The following is a 15,492-nucleotide window of genomic DNA, read 5'->3' as shown; positions in this document are numbered from 1 at the left end:
TGCGGCGTGCAGGCGCTGCCGGCCGGGCGCTGCCTTAAGGTTCGACCCGCGAGACGCCGACACACCGCCCGCTCTCGGCCACGGTCCAGCAAGCGCCATGTGCACGGCGACCGCGTTGTTCTCGTTCAAGCTCCGCTCAGCTCCCGCCCACGGCTGATCCACTGGCTACCGGCACGTCGGGGGTATCAAGCCGACCGACCGGTCAGCTCACCCAGGACACCCGGACGGGTGGGGCACATCCTGCTCCAGCTCCCCGCGGGCCACGACCTCCTCTTCGGACGCCCCCAGCCCGCCTGATCACCCACCCACCCGGTGACCACCATCCCGCCGGCAGAAAGGAGACCACAGCAAGTGTTCCCCGACCCGCGCGTCCCGCTGCGGCCTGCGCCCGCGACGTCGTACGAACAGATGGTGGAGAAGGTCCGCTACGAAGGCGCCCACCCCACCCGTGAGCGGGCCGAGGAGGCCATCCCTCTTGTCGTCGCAGGACTCGGGCGCCAGCTAACGGGCGACGAGCACGCCGAGCACGCCGCCCGTCTCCCCTCGAAGCCGCACGCCCCCTCACCGCTCGGATCCCCGACACCCAAGCCCTTGACCGGCCGGGCCTTCGTCAAGGACCTCGCCGCACGGCGGCGAAGCCCCCCTGGCCACCACCCGCTGGGACACCGGAGCCGTCTTCGCCGCCGTCGCCGCCCCTGGCCGGCCCCGACCTCCTCACCCGCATCCTGCGCCAGCTCCCTTCCGGGTTCGCGCTGCTGTTCTGCCGCGACGAACTCACCCCCGCCGCCTGAGCGCACCGTGCCAACCGGCACCTGCGCGTTCGTCACGGTGACGCGTACACGGGTTGCAAAGACCCCACGGGACTCGCGCCACGGGCGCCGGGCCGTAGATACCCGCTCCCCCTCCCTGGCCGTCGATCGAGGCCCTGGTCCGCCCTGGGCCTGGGCTTCGTGCTGCCCCCGCGCCGCTGGGACGCGGTGGGGGCGGGGGGGTGCGGACGTGTCGCCGCCGGGTCGGCGGCGGCCCAGGACGCGGCGCCCGCACCGCGCGGTCAGCGACCAGGCCAGGGATGACCGCGCAAGGATCGCCCACTCCTCATCCGGCCGGCCCGGTACGAGACGGCCGTCCATCTCCCACCGCAGGGAGAGTTCGGTGAAGGTCTGCCTTCAACACGCTGAACTCGACAGGTGACGCATCCCGTCCAACGACACCACCCACGCGATCCACGAATTACAGACCCTGCGCATCGAGCGCGTCCACGAAGCCGGAACGTCGAGGGCATCGAACTGCTCATCCTGGCGGGTCTGATTCTCGTGATGGCGACAGCGGCGTACGTGTGGCGGCGCTCGACGCGGCCCGGGAGACCACATCCCGCGCCAGGAGGCGCGGCGCTCCCCGTCGCCGGAGCCGTCACCCACCCCGGTGCGCGGTGCCTGATCCGTCACCTTCCGCCGCCACGGCGGCCCGCACCCGCTGCTCCTCGCGAGCAGAGCCGACGTCCCGTTCCAGGGGTGTGCGACTCACGGCCGTCGCGAGGTCTTCCAACGCCCGCTTCTGCAGTTCCGCCTCGCGCCGCACGACCTGGCTCCGGTCCCCGGCAGTGGCGTCCTCCCACGCGTGGAGCGCCTCCTCCACGCGCCCCCAGTCCGGATTCCTGTGCTCTCGCACGTCGACTGCCGCCTGCGCGGTATCCGCCTCCAGAGCCTCGGCGAACCGCTCCGCCTCGGAGACGAAACGGCCGTCGGCCCGCGGGACGTGACTCTCCATGAGCATCACCGCCCGGCCGAACCCCTTCAGCGCCTCCTGCGCCTCCTGCGCCTCACGCAACGTCAGACCCCTGGGGCGGACCGGTTCCTGCCTTGCCCGGTCGTATGCCTCCTGCCAGGCGGCACGTGCCGCCCTGCTCGCCAGCAGCGCCCTGCGCATGTCGGCGCGATGCTCCTGGGTCGGTTCGGCGTAGCTGCGGAGCACCGCGGCCGCATAGCGGCCGTTGGCGGCCAGCCAGTCCGCAAGCCGGCCCGGCAGCCGGGGCGTCTCCCACCCGGGGAACACCACGTAGGCCAGCATGGCCAGGGCCCCGCCGAGCAGAGTGAGCACCACCCGCTCCGGGACCGTCTGCTCCCACGCCTGGCCACCCATGCCGAGCAGGAAGACGACGTACGCGGCAGTGAAGCACTGGGAGTAGGCATAGCCGGTACGGATCAGCGTGTACGACAGGCCGGCCGAGACCACCGCCAGCGCGCCGAACACATGGGCGTCCGGACCCAGGGCCCGCACCGTTCCGGTGGCGAGCGCGACCCCCGCCAGGGTGCCGGCGAGACGGGCCACCGCGCGCGCGTACGTCCGGTGGAAGTCCGGCCGCATCACCATCACCGAGGCGATGGGCGCCCAGTAGCTGTGGCCCAGGGGCAGCCGGGCGGCGATCAGGTAGCCGAGCGCGGCCACCGCCGCCAGGCGGACGGCGTGCCGGAACACGGGCGAGTCCCACCGGAGCTCACGGCGGACCGCACGGACGACGACCGGGACCAGCCGGAGCATTGTCGGGCGCACCAGGAACTGGGCGCCGGCAGCGCCGGGCGGCGTGGGCGTCCTCCCGCGTCCGCCGCCGCTTCCGGCGATCTCCAACGCCTCGCCGAGCAGTTGCACGAGCCGCTCGGCCGCCTGCCGCGCGGGCCCCTCCAGCACCTCGTGCTCCTCGTCGATACGCAGGACGTCCGTGCTCCCGGGCGGCACCTCGGCGGGAATGCAGCGGCGGATCGAACGGGCGGCCGCATCCAGGACGTCGGCGGCCGCGTCGAGCAACTCCCGCGCGCGGTCCCGCCCGGGTCCCTCCGCCGGGGCTCCGACGTCCGGGTCGGCGAGCGCGGCGACGACCGGCCGAATACGCTCGGCGAGTCCCCGGGGGCCGTGCAGGACGGGGGGACGGGTGCGGGCCTGTGATGGCGTCACGGCGGCCGCGTCCCGGGCCGTCATCAACGGCTCCGGGTCGAACGGGGCCGTCGGGTCGTGCCGCAGCCGGCGGGCGTAGTCCGCCACTGCGGCCAGGGCGTCGGCGAGGGCGTCACGATGCGCCCCCCAACGGCGGATCGGGAACAGCAGGATCAGCACGGCTTGCACCACGCCCCCGAGCGCGATGACACCGGCGTGCTCCAGGGCTCGCCCGACGCTCGTGGGCAGGGTGATGGTCACCAGCATGCTGCCCACGAGCGTCGCTGCGACGATCCCGGCGGTCGATCCGACGGCCCACGCCATCCCCGCGGCGAAGGCCCATACAGCCAGCAGTGGGAGGAACGTCACGAGTCGCCCCGCGGCCAGGTAGCCCACGAAGGTGCTGAGCGCCAGACCCGTGCCCGCGCCGAGCGCGATCACCTTGCGTGGACGCCAGGTGCGCTGGAAGGCGGCCCCACCCGCGGAGTAGGCGCCGAGGGCGGCGGACGCGGCATACGCAGGGGAGACCAGCCACAGCGCCGACCCGACGACGATCGCCACCCCGGCAGCCGTGCGCAGCGCGAGCAGCGGCTCCAGCCGCGTCTCCTCGATCGTGAGCCCGGATCGCACGACCTCTCCGAAGGCCCGCAGCCACGTCACGGGTGTGAGCCTAGCCGGAACACCCTGCCGGGTCGCATCGGCCTGGTCGAGGTGCGGCAACCGTCGGGCACGGGAGCCTCCCACGCGCCCCGCCAACAGGCCGGCGGCCGCAGCCGCCGGACGGGGTGCAGCCGTTGCGGACACTGCTGAGCTTCAGCCGTCCGTCCTACCGGGCCTGAGCGCGGGCAATCGCCGTTTGGTTCAGGTCCGACCGGAGCGCGGGCCATTGCCCCCAGCCCCGGCCGGAGGACGGGCGGGACGGCGACCCCGGGTCGCCTACCGCTTGTGGCCGTTGCCGTGTCCGTTGGGATGCAGGACCACCTTGGTCCAGCCCTCGTCACGGGCGTCGAAGTGCTCGTAGGCGGTGGGGGCCTCGTCCAGGCTGAGTTCGTGGGAGACGACGAAGCTCGGCTTCGCCTTCCCGCCGGCGATCAGATCCCGCAGCGCCCGGTTGTACCTCTTCACCGGCGCCTGCCCGGTACCCATGCGCTGGCCCTTGAACCACATCATGCCGAAGTCGATCGGGACCTTGCCCTGCGCCTCCAACTCCCCCTGAGCCTCGGCGCCGCCGGGGTCCCGGGGCAGGAACACGCCCACCACGCCGATGTCGCCCGTGAACCTGACCGAGTCGATCAGTCCGTTGACCGTGAGGCTGGCGTCCTCGTGCCCCTTGGAGTCGTGTGCCTGGTAGCCGACGCACTCACAGCCGTTGTCGGCCCCCAGACCGAGGGTGGCATCCTTGACGACCTCCGCCGGATTCTGCTCGGCGGTGTTGATCGGGATGGCCCCGATCTCCTCCGCCTTGCGCAGCCGGTCGGGCTGGTGATCGGCCACCCAGACGCGGCCGGCGCCCTTGAGAAGGGCGGAGTAGGCCGCCATGAGCCCGACGGGACCGGCCCCGAAGACGATCGTCTGGTCGCCCGGTTTGACGTGGGCCATCTCGGTGGCGTGATAGCCGGTGGGGAAGATGTCGGCGAGCATCACGTAGTCGGTCTGCCGCTCGGCGGCGTCCTCCCCCAGACGCAGCGCGTTGAAGTCGCCGTAGGGCACGCGCAGCAGTTCCGCCTGGCCGCCCTGGTAGGGGCCCATGTCGGCGAATCCGTAGGCGGCTCCGGCGAGGGCCGGTTCCGGCTGCATGGTCAGGCAGTAGTTGGTCAGACCCCGCTCGCACTGCTTGCAGAAGCCGCAGGCGATGTTGAAGGGCAGGACCACGTACTCGCCGACCTGGACCTTGCGGACGGCCGAGCCGACCTCCACGACCTGGCCCATGTTCTCGTGTCCCAGAGTGCGGCCGGACTCGAACGAGGTGCGGCCTTCGTACATGTGCAGGTCCGAACCGCAGATGTTGGTAGCGGTGATCTTGACGATGACGTCGCAGGGGTGTTCGATCTTCGCGTCCGGTACGTCCTTCACCGTTACCGTTCGCGGGCCTTCATATATCGCTGCTTTCATGATCGCTTCCTTCGTTGCCGCGGCATGACCGCAGCATGGGCACGATGGAAACGGCGTACCGAGCCCCACTCCCGGAGTTGGTGCGACGGGGTCCACGGCTCCGGCATGCCTCTGTGGGCCGTTCCCCCGGTCCGGGTGGAACGGCGGTGCCGCCGTGGGCCTGCCCGGCAGAGCTTCGGCGCTCAGGCGGCGTGTCGTCCGAGTCCCCGTCGGCCCCCGACGCGAAACAGCCACGCACCGATCGATCAGCGGAATGTTCGTACGCGCACGACCACCAACCACCGAAGAGTCTCCGACTCAGGTCACCAACTGGTCACCGTCATCGTCCTGGAGCATGCGGCGACGTTCCTGTTCGCGTTTGGAGTAGGCGGCTGCCCGGATCGCCTCGTCGCTCTCCAAGCCTGATCCCAGCGCCCCGCCCACCGTGGCGACCGAAGCGACGAACCAGGACAAAGTCCAGTATTCCGCGGCGTGCAGCGGGGTTCGTGTCGTGGAGGCGAACACTTGGTCGTTGAGGATGAAAAGGGCCCACACCAAGTTGATGACGATCAGACCCACGTAGCAGACAAGCACCCCGATACCCACGGTCATGACCGTCGAGGCGTTGTAGAGCCTCGCCCTCTGCCTCGCCTCCCGCGAGACCTCTGCTGATCGATGCCACAGCTGCGCGTCCACGATCAGCCAGCCGATCATGAGCACGATGGACCCGACCGTGGCGATCACGAGGCGTGGCGCGCTCAGGGACTCGGCCAGGTTCCAGATGGTGGAGTTCACAGTGGCGACTGCTCCCGTGGCGAGTGCGGCCGCGAGGGCTTTCGACAAGCCCGGCACCAATCGCCACGGCCGGTTGGCACGGACCATACCGACGAGCACCCTCAGGTAACCGCGCGGTCCGCTGACGACGTACCGAAGATCAGCGGTCTCCTCCTCACCGATCTGGCCCGGGTGAATAGGCGCCAGGCGGCTGACGAAGGGTCCCAGAAGCGGCTGACTCCGCGGAGGTCCCCCAGCCCCGGTGGCCCGCGGGCCCGCCAAGCTGAGCACGGCTTCTTCCACGGCCCGCCGGGCTCTCGTCTGCAGACGCAAGCCCCCCAGCGGTGGAAGAGACAGCAGCGCCAGACCGTGTTCGTGACTCAGATCCACAACGACCTTGCGCCCGTGTGAGTGCAGCGGAAGGTCGGTGATGGCCACGACGATGTCCCAACTCTCCGCTCTTCCACGGTCCATGATCCGGCGCATCAAGGTGGGCGGGTCCTCGGTCCCCGCGCTGAAGGGCTCACTGACCACCTCGACGTCGAACCGTCGCCCCTGGCCTGACTTGTCGGCGAGCCGAGCGGGAAGTGTCCGGGCCATGCGCTGCGCGATCTCCGTGGGCGCGTCGGGATCCGCCAGGAGAGCCACGACCGTAACGCCCTGAGACGACACCCGCATGACTCCTTCTCGTCGGCTGCCTCCGCGATCGCCCGTGCCCACAGGATGCCCCTGTGGTATCGCCGACGTCGCGTGACACGCTGGCCCCCGCCAGCGCCTGCCAGCGGGTACAGGCGGTACGGTCAGATCTTCTCGTCCTCCCCCTGCAGGGCCTGCTCCACCACCGGGCCACGGTTGCGTGCGCCGCCGCGAACACCCGCTCCGCGCCACCCCGGTCGGCACCGCACGCCGCGCCACCGGCCACCCCGCTTCGGTGTCCGGCCCGGGAGCAACGGCTCGATCCGCGCCCACGGCGCATTGGTCGACGGCGCGCCCGGACCAAAGATCCGATGATCCGGACGAAGCGGCCGGCTTAGGCCGGACGGCCCACGTCAACCGGCCCAGGCTGTTGTCCACGGGCCTCTTCCGAGCGCTCGCCGGCGTGTTCGACACCGCGGCGTTCGGCCTCGTCGGCAGCGACATCTTGCCGGTCAGCCCTACGTGTGGCCGCTCCGCGACGCGGTGTTCACCCAGGTCCCGATCACCGCGCTTTTCCCGGTGCTCGTGCACGAGGCGGATCACCATGGCACCCTCACCGACCGCCGAGGCCACCCGTTCGACCGGGCCGCTCCCGACATCGCCGGCGGCGAAGACCCCGGGAAGGGTGGTCTCCAGCACGGGCGGGACGCGCTGGTTGGACATGTGTCGACATCTCCGACAGGGGTGTCTCGCAGTCGACCGTCTCACTGTCCGAAGAAGCTCGATGAGGCCGGGCTGCTCACCTCCGAGCGGCGCGGAACGTGGGTCTACTACCGGGTCGAGGCCCCCGGTCACGGCCGCCATGGGACGCATGCTCGCGACCTCGGGCTGAGCCGCCGGGGCGAGTGCGGCACCGGGAGGCGAACCAACGCGTTCGCCGAAGGGCGCCGGCAGGGGCCAGGCGAAGGCCCCGACTGGTTCGGGGGATCCCCAGCCGGGGCCGATCGAGAGTGGGCGCGAAGGGCGGTCGCCTCGCGGCGGGGGCTCCATGAGGCTTCAGCCGAACGATCGTCCTCATGGGCAGAAGGTGAGGCCCGGGGACACAGTTCCCTTCACGCCCACATACGCGTCAACGGTGAAGCACTCCCAAATATTTCCCGGAAGCGGCTCGTACCGGGATTCTCCGGAGGCTGGTGTGAGCGGGGCCCGGTGACGGCGCCTGTCGCGCGGTTCCCGGCGCGATCAGGTAATCAGGAACGGTGGACAAGGACGCGACCGACCCCTTCGTGCATGTCCGGGGCGCCAGTGAGAACAACCTGCGGAACATCGATGTCGACGTTCCGCGGGACGCGATGGTCGCCTTCACCGGCGTCTCCGGTTCGGGCAAGTCCTCGCTCGCGTTCGGCACGCTCTACGCGGAGGCCCAGCGGCGCTACTTCGAGTCCGTAGCACCGTACGCCCGAAGGCTGTTGCAACAGGTCGGCGCACCGCACGTGCAGGAAATCACCGGACTGCCACCGGCCGTGGCCCTGCAGCAGCGACGCGGGTCGCCCAGCTCGCGCTCGACGGTCGGCACCATCACCACGCTGTCCAATCTGCTGCGCATGCTGTACTCCCGCGCCGGCACCTATCCGCCCCGGGCCGCACGGCTGGAAGCCGAGTCGTTCTCACCCAACACCGCGGCCGGTGCCTGCCCGGAGTGCCACGGACTGGGCGTCGTGCACGACGTCGCCGAGGACCTGCTCGTCCCGGACCCCTCGCTGAGCATCCGCGAGGGGGCGATCGCCGCCTGGCCGGGCGCCTGGCAGGGCGCCAACCTGCGCAGTGTCGTGAGCGGCCTGGGGATCGACATCGACCGGCCGTGGCGCAGGCTCAGGAAGAAGGACCGGGACTGGCTGCTGTACACGGACGAGCAGCCCTCCGTGTACATCGAGCCGGAGGAGGACCGCGTCGACCACGGCTACCAGGGCAAGTTCTGGAGCGCCCGCAAGCACGTCATGCACGTCCTCGCCGACTCCAAGAGCGAGAAGATGCGCGAACGGGCGCTCCGGTTCGTCAGGAGTGTGCCCTGCCCCGAGTGTCACGGCAGCGGACTGCGGCCCGAGGCGCTCGCCGTGACCTTCGCCGGACGTTCCATCGCTGAGATCAACGCGATGCCGCTCACCGAGGTCGTGGCGCTGCTGCGGCCCGTCGCGGGGCGGTCCGAGGCCGACGCCACCACGTCGACCGCCCGATCCGGGGAGACGACCGAGGTCGCGGTCCGGATCTGCGGCGATCTGGTCGCGCGGGTCGGCGTACTGCTCGACCTGGGCCTCGGATATCTCAGCATCGGGCGCCGCTCGACGACCCTGTCGCCCGGCGAGGCGCAGCGCCTGCGCATCGCCACCCAGCTGCGCTCGGGGCTGTTCGGCGTCGTCTACGTCCTCGACGAACCCTCCGCGGGCCTGCACCCGGCTGACGCGGAACCGCTGCTGGACGTGCTGGACCGCCTCAAGGCGGCGGGCAACTCGCTGTTCGTCGTGGAGCACGACGTGGACGTCGTACGGCGGGCGGACTGGGTGGTCGACATCGGCCCCGGCGCGGGCGAGGGCGGCGGACGCGTGCTGTACAGCGGCCCGGTCGCCGGTCTTGAGCGGGTCGGGGAGTCGGCCACGAGCCAGTACCTGTTCGGGCGCGCCCAGCCGCTCGATCACCGCCCGCGCACACCGCACGGCTGGCTGCACCTGAGCGGAGTCTCCCGCCACAATCTGCACGACGTGTCCGTCGACGTACCGCTCTGCGTGCTGACGGCGGTGACGGGCGTGTCCGGTTCCGGAAAGTCGACGCTGGTGACGCAGGTGCTCGCCGAGGTCGTCCGCGGCCACCTCGGACTCGTACCCGAGGGGCCCGACGAGGCGCAGTTGGAGGTCGACGTCCAGGACGCGTCAGGGGTCGAGTCGTTCGACCGGCTGGTCCTGGTCGACCAACGGCCCATCGGCCGGACTCCCCGCTCCAACCTGGCCACCTACACGGGGATGTTCGACGCGGTGCGCAAGCTGTACGCGGCGACGGACGAGGCCAGGGCGCGCGGCTACTCGGCCGGGCGGTTCTCCTTCAACGTGCCCGAAGGGCGGTGCGAGACCTGCCAGGGCGAAGGATTCGTCGCGGTGGAACTGCTGTTCCTGCCCGGCACCTACGCGCCGTGCCCGACCTGCCAGGGCGCCCGGTACAACGCCGAAACGCTGGAAGTCACCTACCGCGGCAAGAACATCGCGGAAGTGCTGGGGCTGTCCGTCGACGCCGCCGCCAAGTTCCTGTCCGCCGTCCCGGCCGCCTCTCGCAGTCTGGAGACGCTGCGCGACGTGGGACTAGGGTACCTGCGGCTGGGTCAGCCCGCGACGGAACTCAGCGGTGGTGAGGCGCAACGCATCAAACTGGCCACCGAACTGCAGCGTGCCCGCCGCGGGCACGCGCTCTACCTGCTCGACGAACCGACGGCGGGGCTGCACCCCTCGGACATCGCGCTGCTGCTGCGACAGCTGCACCGGCTCGTCGACGCCGGCAACACGGTCGTCCTCGTCGAGCACGACCTGGACACGATCGCCACCGCCGACTGGGTCATCGACCTCGGGCCGGGCGGCGGCGACGCGGGCGGGCGGGTGATCGCGGCGGGCCCGCCGGCCAAGGTGGCGAGGGCCCGCCGCAGCGCCACCGCGCCCTACCTCGCGGCTCGGCTCGCGCGCTCCTGACGACGGCGCGAGGAGCTGAGTACCGGTCAGACGGGGTGGGGGCGCAGGGTCGCGCGCCTCGATGCTGCGTTCCGGCGTGTGGCGGACATCGCTCGCGAGGTGCCCCGTCTGGGCCCATTCCACCGGGTCAGCCGGGCACGGCGTGGTGCGCCCGGGCGAACTGTTCCACGATGGCGGCGCAGAAGGCGGGCAGGTCGGCCGGGCTGCGGCTGGTGACCAGTTGCCCGTCGACGACCACCTCCTGGTCGACGACCTCCGCGCCGGCGTTGCGCAGGTCGGTGCGGATGCTGGGCCAGGACGTCAGGCGGCGGCCGCGCACGGCGTCGGCTTCCACCAGTGTCCACGGGCCGTGGCAGATCGATGCGACCGGTTTCCCGCTGGCCATGAAGTCTTTGACGAACTGCACCGCGTCGCGGTCCATGCGCAGCTGGTCGGGGTTCATGGTGCCGCCGGGCAGGAGCAGGGCGTGGTAGTCGTCGACGGAGGCGTCGGCGACCAAGCGGTCCACAGGGAAGGTTCCGGCCGCGTTGAGGTCGAACTGGCGGGCCTGGATCTCGCCGGGGTGGAGCGAGACGATCTCGGTCCTCGCGCCCTCGCCCTGCAAGGCACCGCGCGGCTGGTCGAGCTCCACGCGCTCGACGCCGTCGGTGGCCAGAATCCCCACCCGCATCCCGCGGAGTTCCTGTGTCATGGTACGGCTCCCTTCACGAGTCGCTGGTTGTACGACGCGAGCGGCAGAGAGACCCGGCAGGGCCTGCCGCATCCCCTCATGAGTCTTCCCTCGGCGTGTCAGAGCGTCGCAGGGCGAAACGGACCGTCGAAACGACCTTCCGAGTGAGGCGCCGTTACGTGAGGGGAACGGGGTGTGGTTCTCCTGGCCAGGCGACAGCCGGCTGAAGCCACCAGCGCGGGTCCCCGAGCGCCTGCAGGGCGATCCGGGCCTCGGTGAAGGTTCCCGGGATCCACCCTTCCGCCCCACGTCCGGCATCTCAGTTCAGTCCGGCGGCATGCACCCGGGCGCCACTGCTACAGCAGCCGGTCGAACACCGCGGTCACGCCCTCCCAGTGACTGGTCTGCGGGTTCTTGACATCCGGATACATGATTCTGAACGTCTCGGCGAGGGCGACGCTGAGACCGCCGATGATCTCGGGGTAGCGCTCTTCGGCCTCCTGGGTGGGTGTCCTGTCGAGGCGAGGGTGCACGGCGAGCTGTTCCAGGATCGGCTTCAGCTCGACGTTCTCGTCGAGCCGCCGGAACCGGTGGATGCTCTCCTGGAGGCCCTTGGTGATCGGTAGATCCCACGGTTCGACGGTATCCCTGCCGTTGGCCTTGGCCGACGCCTGTCCGACGACCAGGAGGTCGTAGAGCTTGGCATCGACGAAGTCGCCGTATCGCTTCAGGTCGTTCCTGTCCACGTCGAGGCTTGCGGCGGCGCGGAAGAACTTCTCGAACTTCGACACACCCATCACGGTCATGCCTCTCGCCTCCTCACCGGGAACGGACGGCGTCGTTCGCTCCCGCCCGCGCCGCCATCGGCTGTTACCCGGTCGAGATTCGCAGAGCCTCCTGCTGAGCGCCTCCGCCCCCCAGGCCGAAAAAGGACGCCCCTTCTTCCCCCGGCAGAGCAGCATGAAGTGCGCAGGCATCACCCGGCCGGCCGTGCGGCTGTCCGTCGGCAGGAGGCTGCACGACGTTGCAACGGCTCGAACGAGAACTGCTGACCGGACGACACGAACAACTCGGGGGCGCGGGACCGTATCAGGGCACCCAGCCGGGACCGGAACAAGACCGGGCCCGGCGCCTCGTGCCGGCAATCATTGACGTGTTCCGGCGAAACGGGAACGGTCACGGCGCGTCGGCCGGTCAGGAGAGTCGGCCTAACTGGCGGCGCCCTGCGGACCTGAGCCGGCATAAGCGTGGGGGGCGCACCGGCCTGCCAACTTTTCAGAGCATCTCCAGCGGCGTGGGCCCGCTGGGCGGCGGGAACGCCTCGTCGAGGGCGTCGAGCGCCTCGGAGGGAAGGTGGAGGTCCACCGCGCCGCGGTTCTCCCGAACGTGGTCGGGTGATCCGGAACGCGGGATCGCGGCCACTCCCTGGGCCAGCACCCAGGCCAGTGCCACCTGGCCCGGCGTGGCTCCGAGGGCCCGGGCCACGGTACCCAAAGCCTCGACCTTCAGGAGTCGCCCCTGCTCGACCGGGGAGTAGGCCATGACCCCCACCCCGGCCGCGCGGCACCAGGGAAGCAGATCCCACTCGACCCCGCGCCGGGAGAGGTTGTACAGCACCTGGTCGACGGCCACGGCGTCGCCACCGGGGAGGGCGTTCAGCCCGGCCATGTCGGCGACATCCAGATTGCTCACGCCCCAGTAGCGGATCTTCTCCGCCTCGATCAGGTCGGTGAATCCCGCAAGGGTCTCCTCGAGGGGCCACCGTCCCCGCCAGTGCAGCAGGTAGAGGTCCAGCCGTTCCGCACGGAGCCGCCGCAGGCTGCCCTCGCAGGCGGCGACGGTGCCCTTCCGGTCGGCGTGGCCGGGCAGCACCTTGCTGACGAGGAAGACCTCCTCCCGGTGTCCCCGGAGGGCCTCCCCGACGAGCTCCTCGGCTGCGCCGTCGCCGTACATCTCCGCCGTGTCGACGACGGTCATGCCCAGGTCCACGCCCAGCCGCAGCGCGGCGATCTCCTGTTCACGCCGGGCCGGTTCCTCACCCAGGTACCAGGTGCCCTGCCCGAGCGCCGCGATCTCCTCACCGGAGGGGAGTGCGATCGTTCCGGCCGATTCCGCAGACATCTCGGGCCTCCCGTCTGCCGCGGATCCGTATTACGTGCGCCCGTAACGAGTGCCCAGGTCCGCGCCTCCCAGACAACCGGTGTCGCATGCGCCGCAGGGAGGTCAGGAGGGACGAGCGGACTGCGCCGAGAACGTGCCGGGAGCGGGTGCGCGGTCGCGCAACGCGACGGCGACCGACACGACGGCGCCGCAGGAGAGGACCGCCGCGAAGCCGATCATCGCGGTCTGCACGGCGAAGTGCCGCAGGGCGATGCTGAACAGGACGGAGGGCAGGCCCATTCCGAGGTACGCGACGACGAAGAAGACGGCGAGGACCCCCGCGCGTGAGGCGGGCTCGGCCACTGAAGCGGCACGTTCGACGCCACCCTTGAACAGCAGCCCGGAGCCGGCTCCCGACAGGGACACGGCGACCAGGTAGAGCCAGAGCGCCGGGTGGTGGAGGGCGAGGGCGCACAGGACCAGGCCGAGCGGGAAGACCACCGCTCCCACGGTCAGGACCCGGGGCAGTGGGAGGCGGCCCAGCACCAGCTGGGCGGCCGCCGCGAAACCGAACATGAGGAAGGCCGCCAGGCCGACCACGAGGTGCGAGTCGGTGTGCAGGGTGCCGTGGAGCACGCTCGCCCCGAGGGAGGAGATCAGGCCGAGGATCGCGAAGGCGAAGGCGCCCAGCGCGCCGGCCGCGCCGAAAGTCCGCCGGCCGCCGGGGCGCAGGACGAACCTGCTGGGCGGTTCGGCCGCGGGCAGCTCCAGGTCCAGGTCCACGGTCTCCGGGGTGGACAGCACCAGCACCAGGCACACCGCCATGGCGAGCGTGAAGATCGCCTGGGTGGTGATCAGGGGCATGGGAAGCCACTCGGCGGCGGCTCCGGCGACCAGGGGGCCTGAGGCCAGGCCGCCGAGATTGGCGGCGGTGGCCACGATGCCGGGCAGCACCGAACCCGTCCGTTCCGGACGGGCCTCGTGGTGGAGGTCGTGCAGGTACGTCGTCGCGGTCGAGGCCATCAGCCCCAGCCCGACGCCGTTCAGGATCCTGCCCGCGATCAGCCCCGGCAGGTCCCGCCACGCGATCAGTACGCCCGACGCGACGATGCCGACCAGCAGCGCCGGGACGATGATGCGCCGCCGGCCGAGCCGGTCCGACAGGTGTCCCAGTCCGAGGAAGGCGGCCGCCGCGCCCACGACCATCGAGGCGTACGCGACCGTGACCGTGGTCGCGCCGAAGTGGTCCCGCGCCTCGTACAGCGGCCACAACGGGGTCGGCGCGGTGCCGAAGGCCATCAGCACGGTGAAGGCCACCGCCACGAACCAGAAGCCGGTGGTGTGCGAGGCACGGCGCCGGGCAGGGGCGCGGGGCGGCAGGCCGGCGGGAGCGGGTGCTGGGATCCGGTGGGCCGGGTCGTGGGGAACGTCGGCTGTGGGACGGCTCAGCGGCGTCGGAACGGCAGGCAGGGGTACCCCTCCTCGGGCGGAAGCGGATGGCGCTTTCCATCCTCCTCACCAGCCGCGATCAGTGCCAACGAATGTTTTTGCTGGGCTCGAGCAATGTGAGTGATACTTCCCGCGTGGAGCTACGTCAGCTGGAGCACTTCATCGCGGTCGCCGAGGAGCTGAGTTTCACGCGCGCCGCCCGTCGGCTGCACGTGGTGCAGTCCGGGGTGTCCGCCGCGATCCGCTCCCTGGAGCGCGAGCTCGGCTGCGCGCTGTTCGAGCGCACGTCGCAGCAGGTTCGGCTCACCGGGGCGGGCGCGGCGCTGCTTCCGGAGGCTCGGGCCACCCTGCACGCCGCCCAGGCGGCGCAGGACGCCGTGCGTGCCGCGCAGGACACGCTGCACGGCACGGTGAATGTGGGTGCCATGGCCTCGGTCGAGGTGGTGGACCTGCCCGCGCTCCTCGGGCAGTTGCACGCGCGGCATCCGGCGATCGACGTCCGGCTGCGGCTGGCGACGACCGGATCGGCGGGACTGGCGCACGCGCTGCTCAGCGGGGACCTGGACGTGGCCTTCCTGTCGCTGCCCGAGCACAAACCCGCCGGGATCGACGCACGGGAGCTGGCCACCGTGCCGCTCCTCCTGGTGGTGAGCGCCGCCCATCCGCTCGCGCAGCGGGGGGAGGTGGCACTTGCGGACCTCGCGGGCGAGCCCTTCGTGGACTTCCCGCCGGGCTACGGCAACCGCGAGGTGGTCGACCGGGCGTTCGCGGTGGCAGGCGTCGCACGCCGGGTGGCCCTGGAAGTGCCCGACATCGACATGGGGGCGGCACTGGTCCGGCACGGTCTGGGCATCGCCTTCCTGCCCGGGTTCGCCGTTGCCCGCACTCCCGGCCTGCACGTCCTGAACGTCCACGGCACCATGCTCCGCTGGAGCATGCATCTCGGCACGTCGTCGGCCCGGCGGTCCAGCTCGGCCCTGCGAGCGCTGCTCGACCTGGTCGACCTCCACGTCATCGCCCTGTGACGCCCGGGCGTACCCGGCGGTGGTGTCCGGCCCCCTGCGTACGCTCCGGCCGCGACATCTGCGTCGAGGCTGGGCCGAAAGCCCCGCCGAT

At 71.2% G+C, this 15,492-nt stretch carries 10 protein-coding genes and 1 pseudogene; 4 read left to right on the top strand and 7 right to left on the bottom strand.

Annotated features, from left to right (window positions below; translation table 11 throughout):
- The first annotated feature begins 408 nt into the window (after window positions 1-408).
- A complete protein-coding gene (locus tag ACZ4O3_RS03215; RefSeq protein WP_467721012.1) occupies window positions 409-1,191 on the top strand; it encodes a DUF2267 domain-containing protein in 783 nt (260 codons plus the stop codon).
- A gap of 219 nt (window positions 1,192-1,410) precedes the next feature.
- On the opposite strand, the gene ACZ4O3_RS03210 is transcribed toward ACZ4O3_RS03215, so the two are convergent.
- From ACZ4O3_RS03210 to ACZ4O3_RS03200, 3 genes are all read right to left on the bottom strand, one after another.
- On the bottom strand, window positions 1,411-3,588 hold the full coding sequence (locus ACZ4O3_RS03210; protein ID WP_467720966.1) for an FUSC family protein: 2,178 nt from the start codon (window positions 3,586-3,588) through the stop codon (window positions 1,411-1,413).
- A gap of 276 nt (window positions 3,589-3,864) precedes the next feature.
- Window positions 3,865-5,040 carry a glutathione-independent formaldehyde dehydrogenase gene (locus tag ACZ4O3_RS03205; protein ID WP_362726428.1) on the bottom strand — a complete coding sequence of 392 codons (1,176 nt, stop codon included), beginning with the start codon at window positions 5,038-5,040 and terminating at the stop codon, window positions 3,865-3,867.
- A 297-nt stretch (window positions 5,041-5,337) separates the two neighbouring features.
- Window positions 5,338-6,471 carry a hypothetical protein gene (locus ACZ4O3_RS03200; RefSeq protein WP_467721011.1) on the bottom strand — a complete coding sequence of 378 codons (1,134 nt, stop codon included), beginning with the start codon at window positions 6,469-6,471 and terminating at the stop codon, window positions 5,338-5,340.
- 671 nt (window positions 6,472-7,142) lie between these two features.
- On the opposite strand from ACZ4O3_RS03200, the pseudogene ACZ4O3_RS03195 reads away from it, so the two are divergent.
- Window positions 7,143-7,321, top strand: a pseudogene (locus ACZ4O3_RS03195) (ArsR/SmtB family transcription factor); the annotation flags it as partial.
- Window positions 7,322-7,688: 367 nt separating this feature from the next.
- Window positions 7,689-10,157: an excinuclease ABC subunit UvrA gene (gene uvrA / locus ACZ4O3_RS03190; RefSeq protein ID WP_467720965.1), complete on the top strand. Its 2,469-nt coding sequence runs from the start codon at window positions 7,689-7,691 to the stop codon at window positions 10,155-10,157.
- 127 nt (window positions 10,158-10,284) lie between these two features.
- Here uvrA and ACZ4O3_RS03185 read toward each other — a convergent pair whose 3' ends face one another.
- From ACZ4O3_RS03185 to ACZ4O3_RS03170, 4 genes are all read right to left on the bottom strand, one after another.
- Complete coding sequence (locus ACZ4O3_RS03185; protein WP_467720964.1) at window positions 10,285-10,848, bottom strand: type 1 glutamine amidotransferase domain-containing protein; 564 nt, start codon at window positions 10,846-10,848, stop codon at window positions 10,285-10,287.
- A 335-nt stretch (window positions 10,849-11,183) separates the two neighbouring features.
- A complete protein-coding gene (locus ACZ4O3_RS03180) occupies window positions 11,184-11,633 on the bottom strand; it encodes a DUF1931 family protein (RefSeq protein WP_362719307.1) in 450 nt (149 codons plus the stop codon).
- 469 nt (window positions 11,634-12,102) lie between these two features.
- Window positions 12,103-12,948, bottom strand: coding sequence for an aldo/keto reductase (locus ACZ4O3_RS03175; protein WP_362719304.1), 846 nt, complete (start codon window positions 12,946-12,948; stop codon window positions 12,103-12,105).
- Window positions 12,949-13,050: 102 nt separating this feature from the next.
- On the bottom strand, window positions 13,051-14,250 hold the full coding sequence (locus tag ACZ4O3_RS03170; protein ID WP_467720963.1) for an MFS transporter: 1,200 nt from the start codon (window positions 14,248-14,250) through the stop codon (window positions 13,051-13,053).
- A gap of 260 nt (window positions 14,251-14,510) precedes the next feature.
- Between ACZ4O3_RS03170 and ACZ4O3_RS03165 the strand changes: the two genes are divergently transcribed.
- Entirely contained in the window at window positions 14,511-15,401 is an 891-nt protein-coding gene (locus ACZ4O3_RS03165; RefSeq protein ID WP_467720962.1) for a LysR family transcriptional regulator, read from the top strand.
- Window positions 15,402-15,492 lie beyond the last annotated feature (91 nt).

Source organism: Streptomyces sp. NPDC026515, assembly GCF_055567595.1.
The sequence above is the reverse complement of the archived record's forward strand: the minus strand, read 5'-3'. Positions and strand labels throughout refer to the sequence as shown.